The sequence below is a fragment of the Clostridium mediterraneense genome, from assembly GCF_900091705.1.
GTDB classification, from domain to species: domain Bacteria; phylum Bacillota; class Clostridia; order Clostridiales; family Clostridiaceae; genus Sarcina; species Sarcina mediterraneense.
The window spans coordinates 118,705-134,537 of sequence record NZ_LT594785.1 but is presented as its reverse complement, the minus strand read 5'-3'; the positions used below and the strand labels follow the sequence as shown (position 1 = coordinate 134,537).

8 protein-coding genes, 2 tRNA genes and 4 rRNA genes are annotated in these 15,833 nt (G+C 36.7%); all 14 read left to right on the top strand.

Annotation, left to right across the window (positions count from 1 at the left end):
- Positions 1–20 precede the first annotated feature (20 nt).
- The 14 genes from yaaA (at position 21) to BN8917_RS02515 (ending at position 15,819) form a co-directional block, all read left to right on the top strand.
- A complete protein-coding gene (gene yaaA / locus BN8917_RS02580) occupies positions 21–227 on the top strand; it encodes a S4 domain-containing protein YaaA (RefSeq protein WP_066870218.1) in 207 nt (68 codons plus the stop codon).
- A 53-nt stretch (positions 228–280) separates the two neighbouring features.
- Positions 281–1,366, top strand: coding sequence for a DNA replication/repair protein RecF (gene recF / locus BN8917_RS02575; RefSeq protein WP_066870215.1), 1,086 nt, complete (start codon positions 281–283; stop codon positions 1,364–1,366).
- Positions 1,367–1,381: 15 nt separating this feature from the next.
- Positions 1,382–1,648: an extracellular matrix regulator RemB gene (gene remB, locus BN8917_RS02570; RefSeq protein ID WP_066870212.1), complete on the top strand. Its 267-nt coding sequence runs from the start codon at positions 1,382–1,384 to the stop codon at positions 1,646–1,648.
- A 57-nt stretch (positions 1,649–1,705) separates the two neighbouring features.
- Positions 1,706–3,622, top strand: a complete 1,917-nt coding sequence (gene gyrB / locus BN8917_RS02565; protein WP_066870209.1) for a DNA topoisomerase (ATP-hydrolyzing) subunit B — start codon at positions 1,706–1,708, stop codon at positions 3,620–3,622.
- A 19-nt stretch (positions 3,623–3,641) separates the two neighbouring features.
- The gene (gene gyrA, locus BN8917_RS02560) at positions 3,642–6,188 is read left to right on the top strand and encodes a DNA gyrase subunit A (RefSeq protein WP_066870206.1); all 2,547 of its coding nucleotides are present in this window, start codon (positions 3,642–3,644) and stop codon (positions 6,186–6,188) included.
- 138 nt (positions 6,189–6,326) lie between these two features.
- Positions 6,327–7,103, top strand: coding sequence for an HAD-IIB family hydrolase (locus BN8917_RS02555; protein ID WP_066870203.1), 777 nt, complete (start codon positions 6,327–6,329; stop codon positions 7,101–7,103).
- Between the two features lie 408 nt (positions 7,104–7,511).
- Positions 7,512–8,954: ribosomal RNA gene (locus BN8917_RS02550) — 16S ribosomal RNA — on the top strand.
- Between the two features lie 27 nt (positions 8,955–8,981).
- Positions 8,982–10,495, top strand: a 16S ribosomal RNA gene (locus tag BN8917_RS02545).
- Positions 10,496–10,716: 221 nt separating this feature from the next.
- A 23S ribosomal RNA gene (locus BN8917_RS02540) occupies positions 10,717–13,624 on the top strand.
- 53 nt (positions 13,625–13,677) lie between these two features.
- Positions 13,678–13,795: ribosomal RNA gene (gene rrf, locus BN8917_RS02535) — 5S ribosomal RNA — on the top strand.
- Together the 16S, 23S and 5S rRNA genes with 2 tRNA genes alongside form the textbook arrangement of a ribosomal RNA operon.
- A 5-nt stretch (positions 13,796–13,800) precedes the next feature.
- A tRNA-Ile gene (locus tag BN8917_RS02530) sits at positions 13,801–13,877 on the top strand.
- 5 nt (positions 13,878–13,882) lie between these two features.
- A tRNA-Ala gene (locus tag BN8917_RS02525) sits at positions 13,883–13,958 on the top strand.
- Between the two features lie 140 nt (positions 13,959–14,098).
- A complete protein-coding gene (locus BN8917_RS02520) occupies positions 14,099–14,623 on the top strand; it encodes an HD domain-containing protein (RefSeq protein WP_066870200.1) in 525 nt (174 codons plus the stop codon).
- A gap of 92 nt (positions 14,624–14,715) precedes the next feature.
- A complete protein-coding gene (locus tag BN8917_RS02515; protein WP_084748451.1) occupies positions 14,716–15,819 on the top strand; it encodes an acyltransferase in 1,104 nt (367 codons plus the stop codon).
- The last annotated feature ends 14 nt before the right edge of the window (positions 15,820–15,833 follow it).

Below are 15,833 nucleotides of genomic sequence, written 5' to 3'. Positions count from 1 at the left end.
AGCTTGTAGTTTAATATATTATGCAAGAAATAAAGATTGAAACTGAGTTTATAAAATTAGATTCACTTTTAAAGTGGGCTGGGGCAGTTAGCCTTGGATCAGAAGCAAAATTTTACATTCAAGAAGGTGTAGTTTTAGTAAATGGAGAAGTTTGCTTACAAAGAGGTAAAAAAATAAGACCTGGAGATGTAGTTGAATTCCAAGAAGAAATTTATAAGATAATTTAATAAAATCAAGGCTTTATAAATAGTTATATGTTATAATTAATATAGGTGTTTTTATGTATATTAAGAGTTTACAATTATTAAATTACAGAAACTATAAAACCCTTGCCTTACAATTAGGCAAGAATGTAAATGTGTTTATGGGCGATAATGCTCAAGGAAAAACTAATATTCTTGAATCAATTTATTATTGCGCATTTGCTAAATCACATAGAACTAATAGAGATAAAGATCTTATAATGCTAAATGAAGAAAAGGCGTTTATAAGATTAGAAATTGGAAAGAATAGATTAGATAAGAGGATAGATATAAACATATTAAAAGATGGAAAAAAAGCAATAACGATAAATTCTATAAAGGTTTCTAAGATAGGTGAATTAGTAGGAACCTTTAATGTTGTTATGTTCTCACCTGAAGATTTGAAAATTGTTAAAGAATCCCCTGGAATTAGAAGAAAATTTATAGATATGGAACTATGTCAGTTAGATTCTAAGTATTATTATAACTTAGTTCAATATAATAGGGTTCTAGGAGAGAGAAATTTAATTTTAAAACAAAGAAATATAGATGAGGCAATGTTAGATATCTATGATATGCAGCTTGCTCAATATGCAAAGTTAATAATACAGTCTAGATTAAGTTATATACAAAAAATGAATACTTACTCTAAAGATATCCACAGTGATATTACCAGAGGAAAAGAATTTATAGAGTTTAAATATATTTCTACTGTTAAAAATTTAAATAACATAGAAGATTCAATAATAGAACAATTAAAATCATCTAGAAGAAGGGATATTGAAAAAAGAATAACTTCAGTAGGGCCTCATAGAGATGATTTTAATATTTTTATAAACGATATGGATGCAAAGGTATATGGTTCACAAGGTCAGCAAAGGACTGTAGTATTAACTATGAAGTTTGCTTCATTAAAAATAATCAAGGAGTTAACAGGAGAATATCCTGTTTTGCTTTTAGATGATGTTTTATCTGAACTTGATTTTAATAGAAAAAGATATATTTTAAAATCAATTAAGGAAATTCAAAGTATAATAACATGCACAGGAATCGAAGATTTATCAACATATCTTGATGAAAATTCTAAGGTATTTAAAGTTAAAGAAGGATTCGTTAATGCTTAAGAAGGAGGAATATCTGTGTTTCTACACCTAGGGGAAAATGTAGTTGTTCCCATTAAAGATGTTATAGGTATATTTGATATACAATCTGCTATGGATAGTTCAGATACTATTCAATTTTTAAGAATGGCTGATGAAGATGGATTTGTTGAAAGAATTACAGATGAAAAACCTAAATCATTTGTCATAGCAGAGGTTAATAAGATGAGTAGGGTGTATTTATCACCAATTTCATCATCAACTTTAACAAAAAGAACAGATGTAAATTATAATCAAAATCCTTAAATCTTAATGCTTTGGCCTTAATATTTTAGGTGAAGTGTATGTAGTAGGAGGAGTTATATGTTAGAAGAAAACAATCAAAACTATGATGCGAGCCAGATACAGGTTCTAGAAGGTCTTGAAGCTGTAAGAAAAAGACCAGGAATGTACATAGGTAGTACAAGTGCAAGAGGATTACACCATTTAGTTTACGAAATAGTTGATAATAGTATTGATGAAGCTTTAGCTGGATACTGTGATCACATAAAGGTATATATACACAAAGATAATTCTATAACTGTTATTGATAACGGAAGAGGTATGCCAGTTGGAATTCACCCTAAGATGGGAAGACCAACTGTTGAAGTTATTATGACTGTTCTACACGCTGGAGGCAAATTCGGTGGTGGCGGATATAAAGTATCAGGAGGACTTCATGGAGTTGGTGCATCAGTAGTTAATGCTCTTTCAGAAAATTGTAGTGTAACAGTAAAAAGAGATGGGGAAGTTTGGAAGCAAACATATTCAAGAGGAGTAGTTACTTCTGAACTTGAAAATATAGGTACAACTAATGAGCATGGAACAACAGTTTATTTCAAGCCAGATAAAGATATTTTTGAAGAAGTTGTATTTGACTTTGAAATATTAGCTCAAAGATTAAGAGAACTTGCTTTCTTAAATAAAAAAATAAGAATTGAACTTACAGATGAAAGAGAAGAAGGAGAAGTTCATGAAGAATTCTACTATGAAGGTGGGATAAAATCATTCGTTGAACACTTAAATAGAAACAAAGAAGCTTTACATCCTGAACCAATATACGTTGAAGGAGAAAAGGATGACATAGTTGTGGAAGTTTCTCTTCAATATCATGATGGATATAACGAAAATATTTTTACATTTGCAAATAATATAGATACCATTGAAGGGGGAACTCACTTAGCTGGATTTAAGACTTGTTTAACAAGAGTTATAAATGATTATGCTAAGAAGTTTGGACACTTAAAAGAAGGAGATAAAAATCTTTCAGGGGATGATATTAGAGAAGGGTTAACTGCAGTTGTTTCTGTTAAGATAACAGATCCACAATTTGAGGGACAAACAAAAACAAAGCTTGGAAATACAGAAGTGAGAAGTGCAGTAGATTCAATAGCAGGACCAGGTATTGCAGCATTTTTAGAAGAAAATCCAGCTGTTGGTAAAGTAATAGTAGAAAAAGCTTTACTTGCTTCAAGAGCTAGGGAAGCTGCTAGAAAGGCTAGAGAATTAACAAGAAAGTCTGTTTTAGAAAGAAGTTCTTTACCAGGAAAATTAGCAGATTGTTCATCAAAGGATCCTAAGGAATGTGAAATATATATTGTCGAAGGGGATTCAGCTGGTGGTTCAGCAAAGCAAGGAAGAGATAGAAGATTCCAAGCTATTTTACCTTTAAGAGGTAAAATAATGAATGTTGAAAAACAAAGATTAGATAAAATATTAGGTTCAGATACAATAAGATCACTTGTTACAGCTATAGGAGCTGGAATAGGACCAGAATTTGATATAGAAAAAATTAGATATAATAGAATAATTATAATGACTGATGCTGATGTTGATGGTGCACATATAAGAACCTTATTATTAACATTCTTCTATAGATACATGAGAGAACTTGTAGAAGGAGGACATGTATGCATTGCTCAACCTCCATTATTTAAAATCTCTAAAGGTAAGAAGGAAGCTTATGCTTATTCAGATAAAGAATTAGAGCAATTAATTGAAGAATTTGGTGGAAAAGATAGTAGTGTAAACATCCAAAGATATAAAGGTCTAGGAGAAATGAATGCTAGTCAATTATGGGATACAACAATGAACCCAGAAGAAAGAATTTTATTAAGAGCAACTATTGAAGATGCTATGGCAGCAGATGAAATATTTACAATTCTTATGGGAGATAAGGTTGAACCAAGAAGAGAATTTATAGAAAAGAATGCTAATAAGGTTAGCAACCTAGATATTTAGTATGAGCGAGGTGAAATAAATGAGTCTGAATGAGGGAAAAATTTTACCCATAGATATTAAGAATGAAATGAAAAAATGCTATATAGACTATGCGATGAGTGTTATAGTAGGGCGTGCTTTACCTGATGTAAGAGATGGATTAAAGCCTGTTCATAGAAGAATACTTTACTCAATGCAAGAGCTTAATTTATATCCAGAAAAGGGATATAGAAAATGTGCCAGAATAGTTGGGGAAGTTTTAGGTAAGTATCACCCACATGGTGATTCATCAGTTTATGAAGCATTAGTAAGAATGGCTCAAGATTTCTCAATGAGAGAAATGCTTGTAGATGGTCATGGTAACTTTGGATCTGTAGATGGAGATTCAGCAGCTGCTATGAGATATACAGAAGCTAAAATGGCTAAGATAGCTACTGAAATGCTTAGAGATATTAATAAGAATACTGTTAATTTTGTTCCAAACTTTGATGGTGAAGAAAAAGAACCAGAAGTTTTACCTTCAAGATATCCTAACTTATTAGTAAATGGTTCATCAGGTATAGCTGTTGGGATGGCAACAAATATACCACCTCATAATTTAGGTGAAGTTATTGATGGAACAGTAGCATTAATAGATAATCCAGAATTAGAATCTTTAGAATTAATGACATATATTAAGGGACCTGATTTTCCGACTGCCGGAATAATAATGGGTAGAGCAGGAATAAGAGCCGCTTATGAAACAGGTAGGGGTAAAATTGTCGTTAGAGCTAAAGCAGAAATAGAGGAAGAAAATAATAGACATAGAATAATTGTTACAGAACTACCATACCAAGTTAATAAAGCAAAACTTATAGAAGGGATTGCTAACTTAGTTAAGGATAAAAAGTTAACTGGTATATCAGATTTAAGAGATGAATCTGATAGAGAAGGTATGAGAATAGTTATAGAACTTAAGAGAGATGCTAATGCTAATGTAGTTCTTAATATGCTTTATAAACATACTAAGATGCAAGATACATTTGGAGTTATAAATTTAGCTTTAGTTAATAATGAACCTAAGGTTTTAAATTTAAAACAAATGTTAGAGCATTATATAGCATTCCAAAAAGAAGTTGTTACAAGAAGAACTATTTTTGATTTAAATAAAGCTAAAGAAAGAGCTCATATCTTAGAAGGATTAAGAATAGCTTTAGATAATATTGATGAAGTTATTAATATTATTAGAAATTCTAAGACAGGAGATATAGCTAAAGCTCTTCTTATTGAAAAGTTTAACTTAACTGATAAACAAGCTACAGCTATATTAGAAATGAGACTTAGAAGACTTACAGGTCTTGAAAGAGATAAAATAGAAGCTGAATATAGTGAACTTATGAAGCTTATAAATTACTTAAATGAAATTCTTAATAGTGAAGAAAGATTATTAGAAGTTATAAAGGAAGAATTATTAGCTATTAAAGCAAAATATGCTACTCCAAGACTTTCTCACATAGAACAACAAATGAATGAAATTGATATTGAAGATTTAATCCAAGAAGAAGATGTAGTTATAACATTAACTAACTCAGGATATATTAAGAGAATATCAGCTGATACTTATTCATCTCAAAAAAGAGGGGGTAAGGGAATACAGGCTATGACTACAAAAGAAGATGATTTTGTAGAGCATGTATTTGTTACATCAACTCATTCAGATATATTATTTTTTACTAATCTTGGTAAAGTTTATAAGTTAAGAGCTTATGAAATTCCAGATGCAGGAAGAGCTGCAAAGGGATTAAACCTTGTAAACTTAATACAAATAGATCCTGATGAAAGAATTGAAACTGTTCTTACTGTAAGTGATGACCAAGAAAAGAATGGATTCTTATTCATGGGAACAAAGCAAGGTATTGTTAAGAAAACTCCTATATCAGACTTTAAGAATATAAGAAAGTCAGGGCTTATTGCTATTAGCTTAAGAGATGGTGATGAACTTCTTAAGGTTAAGATAACTCATGGAGATGCTGAGATGATAATGGCTACTAGACAAGGTTACTCAATTAAATTCAGTGAACAAGATGTTAGACCTATGGGTAGATCAGCTTCAGGGGTTAGAGCTATTAAACTTAGAGAGGATGACGTTGCAGTATGCTTAGATATAGCTGTAGAAGGAGAAAAACTACTTGTAATAAGTGAAAATGGTTATGGTAAGAGAACACCTTTAGATGAATATAAACTTCAAAATAGAGGTGGAATGGGACTTATAACTTATAAGACAAGTGAAAAGACAGGTCTTGTTGTAGGAGCCACTGTATGTAAAGCAGATGATGAAATGATGCTTATTAATAATAATGGCGTTGCTATTAGAATTAATGTAGCGGATATATCAGTTACAAGTAGAGCAACTATGGGAGTGAAGCTTATGAGAACTCTTGAAGATGAAGCAGTAGTGGCTATTGCTAAGATACCAGCAAGTGAAAAAGAAGGTAATGAAGAAGATACTGATATATCAATAGAAAAAAATGCTGATATTGAAATATCTGAAGATAATAACATAGATGCTTTACTTGAAAGAGCTGAATCAGAAGAAGATAATCAATAATTTTAGTTAATTAAGTTATTTTACAGAAGGAGAAATTTGAAATTTCTCCTTCTTATTTTTTAGGATTTTAAAGGTTTTTTTATGTTAAAAGCGAATAAAATGAAGAAGTAATTATTAGTGCATAAGGGGGACTTAAAATTGAGGAAGGTATTAGTTACTGATATAGACGGTACACTTATTTATTATGATGAAAGAGATAAACAAAATTCTGATGCTATAAGGAAGTTTAGAAGAGATAAGAATTTAGTTATAGCATGTACAGGTAGATCATTGCAAAGTGTAGCTGAATTAGAAGAGGAGAATTACATAAAATTTGATTACTACATACTTCTTAATGGTGCAATGATAGCAGATGCAGATAAAAAAATAGTTTATCATAAGAAGATAGAAAAAAGCTGTGTAAATGAAATTATTAATATGTTAAAAGATGATAGACTAAATATTTCGATAAATAATGGTTTTGAATATTACATAGTTTTTGGTGATGGAGAAAATATGTATAGAGTACCAAAAAGATTAAGTATAAGTCAGGTTGAAAAAGAGGATGTATCAGCAATTTTAGTTAATTATAAAAAGCTTGATGGAAAATATGAAGAATTATTAGATGACTTAGCAGATAGAATAAATAATCAGTACGGGCATCAGGTTGTTGCTTATAGAAATAACAAATATGTTGATATAGTTCCAGTTAGTTGTTCAAAGGGCGATGCAGTTAATAAGATAGAAACACAACTTAATATATCTGAAAAAGAAATTTATACAATAGGAGATTCAAATAATGATATTTCAATGATTAATAATAGATATAAGAGCTTTACTTTTAATAGTTCATCTTTAGAGATAAAAAGTAAAGCAGATTATTTAATTAATGATTTTAGAGAATGTATTAGTATGATTAGTAAAAAGGTTAAATAAATTATTTGAATATAAGTATGTTGTGAATAAGTTTTCATTAAGGCTAACTTATCCACAATATATATAGTTAGTTGTTTATAATATATAAAGAAACTCCACTTATCCTAGTGTATCTATATGTTTAAAAGAGATTATTTAATAGTATGTATAAGAATTTAAGAGATAAATTCATTTAATGTATAGTTGTATATTTATAAGTATTACATGTAGATGATAAGATAAATCTTGTCGTTAAGGCAACACAGAAACTTAATAAAAAGTTTTTTAAAAAAGTGTTGACAAAGGAAAGTCTTAATGATAAGATATAGAAGTCGCTTAAATGTGATGAAAAAGGTCTTTGAAAATTAAACAGAAGAAATTAAGTAAACCAGCAATTCTTTTTATGTTTTAAGCTTAAGATTAAACTTTTAAATTGAGAGTTTGATCCTGGCTCAGGATGAACGCTGGCGGCGTGCCTAACACATGCAAGTCGAGCGATGAAGTTTCCTTCGGGAAATGGATTAGCGGCGGACGGGTGAGTAACACGTGGGTAACCTGCCTCATAGAGGGGAATAGCCTTCCGAAAGGAAGATTAATACCGCATAATATTATCGAGTGGCATCACTTGATAATCAAAGGAGCAATCCGCTATGAGATGGACCCGCGTCGCATTAGTTAGTTGGTGGGGTAACGGCCTACCAAGACGACGATGCGTAGCCGACCTGAGAGGGTGATCGGCCACATTGGGACTGAGACACGGCCCAGACTCCTACGGGAGGCAGCAGTGGGGAATATTGCACAATGGAGGAAACTCTGATGCAGCAACGCCGCGTGAGCGATGAAGGTCTTCGGATCGTAAAGCTCTGTCTTTAGGGATGATAATGACAGTACCTAAGGAGGAAGCCACGGCTAACTACGTGCCAGCAGCCGCGGTAATACGTAGGTGGCGAGCGTTATCCGGATTTATTGGGCGTAAAGGGAGCGTAGGCGGATACTTAAGTGGGATGTGAAATACTTGGGCTCAACCCGAGTACTGCATTCCAAACTGAGTATCTAGAGTGCAGGAGAGGAGAGTGGAATTCCTAGTGTAGCGGTGAAATGCGTAGAGATTAGGAAGAACACCAGTGGCGAAGGCGACTCTCTGGACTGTAACTGACGCTGAGGCTCGAAAGCGTGGGGAGCGAACAGGATTAGATACCCTGGTAGTCCACGCCGTAAACGATGAATACTAGGTGTAGGGGTTTCGATACCTCTGTGCCGCCGCTAACGCATTAAGTATTCCGCCTGGGGAGTACGGTCGCAAGATTAAAACTCAAAGGAATTGACGGGGACCCGCACAAGCAGCGGAGCATGTGGTTTAATTCGAAGCAACGCGAAGAACCTTACCTACACTTGACATCCCTTGCATTACCCTTAATCGGGGAAATCTCTTCGGAGACAAGGTGACAGGTGGTGCATGGTTGTCGTCAGCTCGTGTCGTGAGATGTTGGGTTAAGTCCCGCAACGAGCGCAACCCCTATTGTTAGTTGCTACCATTAAGTTGAGCACTCTAGCGAGACTGCCTGGGTTAACCAGGAGGAAGGTGGGGACGACGTCAAATCATCATGCCCCTTATGTGTAGGGCTACACACGTGCTACAATGGCAGGTACAGAGAGACGCAAGACCGTGAGGTGGAGCAAATCCCACAAAACCTGTCCCAGTTCGGATTGAAGGCTGAAACTCGCCTTCATGAAGCCGGAGTTGCTAGTAATCGCGAATCAGAATGTCGCGGTGAATACGTTCCCGGGTCTTGTACACACCGCCCGTCACACCATGNTTAAAAGGTCTTTGAAAATTAAACAGAAGAAATTAAGTAAACCAGCAATTCTTTTTATGTTTTAAGCTTAAGATTAAACTTTTAAATTGAGAGTTTGATCCTGGCTCAGGATGAACGCTGGCGGCGTGCCTAACACATGCAAGTCGAGCGATGAAGTTTCCTTCGGGGAACGGATTAGCGGCGGACGGGTGAGTAACACGTGGGTAACCTGCCTCATAGAGGGGAATAGCCTTCCGAAAGGAAGATTAATACCGCATAATATTATCGAGTGGCATCACTTGATAATCAAAGGAGCAATCCGCTATGAGATGGACCCGCGTCGCATTAGTTAGTTGGTGGGGTAACGGCCTACCAAGACGACGATGCGTAGCCGACCTGAGAGGGTGATCGGCCACATTGGGACTGAGACACGGCCCAGACTCCTACGGGAGGCAGCAGTGGGGAATATTGCACAATGGAGGAAACTCTGATGCAGCAACGCCGCGTGAGCGATGAAGGTCTTCGGATCGTAAAGCTCTGTCTTTAGGGATGATAATGACAGTACCTAAGGAGGAAGCCACGGCTAACTACGTGCCAGCAGCCGCGGTAATACGTAGGTGGCGAGCGTTATCCGGATTTATTGGGCGTAAAGGGAGCGTAGGCGGATACTTAAGTGGGATGTGAAATACTTGGGCTCAACCCGAGTACTGCATTCCAAACTGAGTATCTAGAGTGCAGGAGAGGAGAGTGGAATTCCTAGTGTAGCGGTGAAATGCGTAGAGATTAGGAAGAACACCAGTGGCGAAGGCGACTCTCTGGACTGTAACTGACGCTGAGGCTCGAAAGCGTGGGGAGCGAACAGGATTAGATACCCTGGTAGTCCACGCCGTAAACGATGAATACTAGGTGTAGGGGTTTCGATACCTCTGTGCCGCCGCTAACGCATTAAGTATTCCGCCTGGGGAGTACGGTCGCAAGATTAAAACTCAAAGGAATTGACGGGGACCCGCACAAGCAGCGGAGCATGTGGTTTAATTCGAAGCAACGCGAAGAACCTTACCTACACTTGACATCCCTTGCATTACCCTTAATCGGGGAAATCTCTTCGGAGACAAGGTGACAGGTGGTGCATGGTTGTCGTCAGCTCGTGTCGTGAGATGTTGGGTTAAGTCCCGCAACGAGCGCAACCCCTATTGTTAGTTGCTACCATTAAGTTGAGCACTCTAGCGAGACTGCCTGGGTTAACCAGGAGGAAGGTGGGGACGACGTCAAATCATCATGCCCCTTATGTGTAGGGCTACACACGTGCTACAATGGCAGGTACAGAGAGACGCAAGACCGTGAGGTGGAGCAAATCCCACAAAACCTGTCCCAGTTCGGATTGAAGGCTGAAACTCGCCTTCATGAAGCCGGAGTTGCTAGTAATCGCGAATCAGAATGTCGCGGTGAATACGTTCCCGGGTCTTGTACACACCGCCCGTCACACCATGAGAGTTGGCAATACCCAACGTCCGTGAGCTAACCGCAAGGAGGCAGCGGCCTAAGGTAGGGTCAGCGATTGGGGTGAAGTCGTAACAAGGTAGCCGTAGGAGAACCTGCGGCTGGATCACCTCCTTTCTAAGGAATTAACTTTCTAGGATAACTAGAAAGACAAAAAATAAAAGCAAAAAGAATGCTACTTAATTCTCTGTTTAATTTTGAGAAACCTTTTGGTTACTCAAAATTGTTCTTTGAAAATTACACATATATATAATGAAGCCGAATTAGTTGAAAAACTAATTTAAATATAATTCTTTGTAAATTTACGAGATATAAAAATAATCCGTAATTGACTAATAGGTCAAGCTACAAAGGGCGTACGGTGAATGCCTTGGCATCAAGAGCCGATGAAGGACGTGATAAGCTGCGATAAGCTTCGGGTAGGCGCAAATAGCCTGAGATCCGGAGATCTCCGAATGAGGAAACTCACATGGGTAACCCCATGTATCCTTAAGTGAATACATAGCTTAAGGAGGGAACACCTAGGGAACTGAAACATCTAAGTACCTAGAGGAAGAGAAAGAAAAATCGATTTTCTTAGTAGCGGCGAGCGAAAAGGAAAGAGTCCAAACCAGAAACTTGTTTCTGGGGTTGAGGATATAACATCAAAGTTAAGAGTTTGTAACCGAAGAGAGTTGGAAAGCTCTACCGTAGGAGGTAATAGTCCTGTAGGTTAAACGAACAAATAACGAGTTATAATCCAGAGTACCACGAGACACGAGGAACCTTGTGGGAAGCAGGGAGGACCACCTCCCAAGACTAAATACTACTTGATGACCGATAGTGAAGCAGTACCGTGAGGGAAAGGTGAAAAGAACCCCGGGAGGGGAGTGAAATAGAACCTGAAACCGTATGTCCACAACCGATCAAAGCGCCTTATGAGCGCGATGATGTGCTTTTTGTAGAACGAGCCAACGAGTTACGGTATGTAGCGAGGTTAAGTACTTAAGGTACGGAGCCGAAGGGAAACCAAGTCTGAATAGGGCGACTAGTTGCATGCCGTAGACCCGAAACCGGGTGACCTATCCATGAGCAGGTTGAAGCGAAGGTAAAACTTCGTGGAGGACCGAACCACGTTACTGTTGAAAAAGTATGGGATGACTTGTGGATAGCGGAGAAATTCCAATCGAACTCGGATATAGCTGGTTCTCCCCGAAATAGCTTTAGGGCTAGCGTCGGAACATTGAGTAATGGAGGTAGAGCACTGAATGGGCTAGGGGGCATAGCGCTTACCGAACCTTATCAAACTCCGAATGCCATATACTTTTACTCCGGCAGTCAGACTGTGAATGATAAGATCCATGGTCGAAAGGGAAACAGCCCAGATCGTCAGCTAAGGTCCCAAAGTGTAAGTTAAGTGGAAAAGGATGTGGGATTTCTAAGACAACTAGGATGTTGGCTCAGAAGCAGCCACTCATTTAAAGAGTGCGTAATAGCTCACTAGTCAAGAGATCCTGCGCCGAAAATGTTCGGGGCTAAAACTTACCACCGAAGCTACGGAATTGAATTTATTCAATTGGTAGGGGAGCGTCGTAATCGGGCTGAAGTCGTACCGTAAGGAGCGGTGGACTGATTACGAGTGAGAATGTTGGCATTAGTAGCGAGATGTGGGTGAGAATCCCACAGGCCGAAAACCCAAGGTTTCCTCAGGAAGGCTCGTCCGCTGAGGGTTAGTCGGGACCTAAGCTGAGGCCGAAAGGCGTAAGCGATGGACAACTGGTTGATATTCCAGTACCACTACAATCGTTATTATCGATGGTGTGACGCAGGAAGATAGGATGTGCTAGCTGTTGGATATGCTAGTCTAAGCGTTTAGGGAGTCATGGTAGGCAAATCCGCCATGGCAATTCTGAGGCGTGATGGGGAAGGTTCTACGGAACCGAAGTATCTGATTCTACGCTGCCGAGAAAAGCATCTAGAGAGAGAAGTAGTGCCCGTACCGCAAACCGACACAGGTAGGTGAGGAGAGAATCCTAAGGCCGGCGGATGAATCACAGTTAAGGAACTCGGCAAATTGACCCCGTAACTTCGGGAGAAGGGGTGCCTACGAGAGTAGGCCGCAGAGAATAGGCCCAATCAACTGTTTAGCAAAAACACAGGTCTCTGCTAAAGCGTAAGCTGATGTATAGGGGCTGACGCCTGCCCGGTGCTGGAAGGTTAAGGGGAATGCTTAGCGCAAGCGAAGGTATGAACTTAAGCCCCAGTAAACGGCGGCCGTAACTATAACGGTCCTAAGGTAGCGAAATTCCTTGTCAGGTAAGTTCTGACCCGCACGAATGGCGTAATGAATTGGGCACTGTCTCAACTGTGAATCCGGCGAAGTTGTAGTACGAGTGAAGATGCTCGTTACCCGCGATTGGACGGAAAGACCCCGTAGAGCTTTACTGTAGCTTAGCATTGAATTTTGGTATTGTCTGTACAGGATAGGTGGGAGACTGAGAAACCAGGTCGTCAGACTTGGTGGAGTCGTCCTTGGGATACCACCCTGACATTACTGAAGTTCTAACTGGCGGCCATGAATCTGGTCACAGGACATTGTTAGGTGGGCAGTTTGACTGGGGCGGTCGCCTCCTAAAAAGTAACGGAGGCGCCCAAAGGTTCCCTCAGAACGGTCGGAAATCGTTCGTAGAGTGCAAAGGCATAAGGGAGCCTGACTGCGAGACATACAGGTCGAGCAGGGACGAAAGTCGGGCTTAGTGATCCGGTGGTACCTCGTGGGAGGGCCATCGCTCAACGGATAAAAGCTACCTCGGGGATAACAGGCTGATCTCCCCCAAGAGTTCACATCGACGGGGAGGTTTGGCACCTCGATGTCGGCTCGTCGCATCCTGGGGCTGAAGTAGGTCCCAAGGGTTGGGCTGTTCGCCCATTAAAGCGGCACGCGAGCTGGGTTCAGAACGTCGTGAGACAGTTCGGTCCCTATCCGTCGCGGGCGTAGGAAATTTGAGAGGAGCTGTCCTTAGTACGAGAGGACCGGGATGGACTGACCTCTGGTGCACCAGTTGTTCTGCCAAGAGCATAGCTGGGTAGCTAAGTCGGGAAGGGATAAATACTGAAAGCATCTAAGTATGAAGCCCCCCTCAAGATGAGATTTCCCATAGCGTAAGCTAGTAAGTTCCCTTCGAGAACAGGAGGTTGATAGGTCAGAGGTGTACGCATGGTAACATGTTTAGCTGACTGATACTAATAGAACGAGGGCTTGACCAAAAAGAAAAAGGCAAATATATATGTGTAATTTTTAGAGAATAATTTCTCAAAAATCTGGTGATGATGCTCTTTAAGGTAACACCCGTTCCCATTCCGAACACGAAGGTTAAGCTTTTAGAGGCCGATGGTACTGCACGGGTAGCTGTGTGGGAGAGTAGGTGGTTGCCAGGTCATATGGACCTTTAGCTCAGTTGGTTAGAGCAACCGGCTCATAACCGGTAGGCCCTGGGTTCGAGTCCCCGAAGGTCCACCATTTTTGGGGGTATAGCTCAGTTGGGAGAGCACTTGCCTTGCACGCAAGGGGTCAGGAGTTCGAATCTCCTTACCTCCACCATAAATCTATGAACTTAGTTCATAGATTTTTTTTTATAGAATATTACTTATTTATAAAGAGCATTTTAGATTAATACTAAAGTGTTTTTTTATTATATAATTATAAAGAATATTTTATTTATTTAGGAGGTAAGATGTAAAGTGTTCTATAGAGTAAAGCAATTTATTTGGGCAGTAGTATCAAGCTTTAAAGAACTTGATTATAACTATATAAATTTATTTTTAAATAGTGAAGAGAAAACATTATTTTTTAAACTTATAAAGTCAGAACAACAACATTGTATAAGAGTATCTAAAGATATGCTTGCTACTTTAAATATAGATATTAATAAAATAGATAAAAAAGAAATTGATATTGGAAAATTAGGATTATTACATGATGTAGGAAAAATAGAAGGGTCATCAGGACCAATAAGTAAATCAATTATAGTTATTCTTGATAAGATTAGTAAGGGAAATCTTAAAAAGTTTAATCAATTTAAAAGGGTAGATGTTTATTATAATCATGCTAAAAAAGGCTTAGATATTTTAAAGGGACTTAAGGAATCAAAATACTCAGATGATTTTTTAGAAGCTGTTGAATCGCATCATAGGAGTTCTAAATATATAAATAGTAAATCTAATGAATATCTTAAATTGCTTAAGTTATGTGACGAAAGAAATTAATATTTTTTTATTTAAGATTTTTAAAATTTTCTAATGCAATGGAGTAATTATAAATAATTTGTTTGAGAGTAATTTCATAAAAATATAGCTTAATAAGATATTTTAAGCAGTTTAATTTAATAAAGTTATTTTGTTGTATTTTAATTGTTTATCAACATGCTATTAGTGCATTTGTCATATCTAGTAATGCTAATATAAGTACACATATTGTTTATGGAGGAATTCTTAATTTTTCAAGGTTTGCAGTTACTGTATTTATGGTTATTACAGGCTTTTTAATTATTAGAAATTATGAAGAGATAGGTATTAGAAATTTTTATAAGAAAAAATTTAGTAAGATACTTATAATATATTTGCTTGCTAACTTTATTTTTATATTACCTAAATTCTTTACTGTAGATAATTATTCATTAAAGTTATTTTTTAGAGATATTATATGGGGGAAATCATATTATCATACTTGGTATCTTAATACCTTGATTAAGATTTATTTAATTTTTCCTATCTTAAGATATATTGTTTTGAAGTTAGATAAAGTTTTAAGATGTAAATCTATAATATTAATTACTTTAGTTCAATTTATTATAATTAATAATGCTTATTCTATTTTAAGTAGGAAAAGCTCATTTATAGGAAAAATACTATTTTCTTATTTAGATAGAAGTCTTATTATATGGATTTATTACTTTATTTTAGGGGGACTTATATATAAGAATTTTATATATTTAATTGGATTTATAAAAAAATACTATATTATATTAGGTTTTCTATTTCTCTATAAATTAATTGATATAAATTTAAAAGTTTTTAAAGGCGGAAGTTTTGAGAATGTGAACTATGTTATTGGATCTCCATCATCAAGGCATCTTATTATTTATAATTTAGTAGCATTAGCAGTTTTATATTATTTTGCTAACTTATTAGTTACTAGAAATGTATTTAATATAAATAAGTATATTGATAATTTTTCTAAGTACATACTTTCAGTATATATAATTCATCCATATATTATAAAATTAAATACTTTATTTAATTTTAATTATTTAAACTATAATTTTAAAATAGCTATTTTAGTTATTTTGAATATAGTTTTATCATTTGTTGTTGTTTATTTATATGAAAAGTTAATAACTAAAATTATTAAACCTAAAAAACATATAGAAGAAATAGAAGAAAAGATTAAGGTAAATGTTTAATTGGATTTTGCAAA

Coding starts and splice junctions, on each gene's coding strand:
- yaaA (WP_066870218.1), top strand. CDS start 21: ATGCAAGAAATAAAGATTGAAACTGAGTTTATAAAATTAGATTCACTT.
- recF (WP_066870215.1), top strand. CDS start 281: ATGTATATTAAGAGTTTACAATTATTAAATTACAGAAACTATAAAACC.
- gyrB (WP_066870209.1), top strand. CDS start 1,706: ATGTTAGAAGAAAACAATCAAAACTATGATGCGAGCCAGATACAGGTT.
- gyrA (WP_066870206.1), top strand. CDS start 3,642: ATGAGTCTGAATGAGGGAAAAATTTTACCCATAGATATTAAGAATGAA.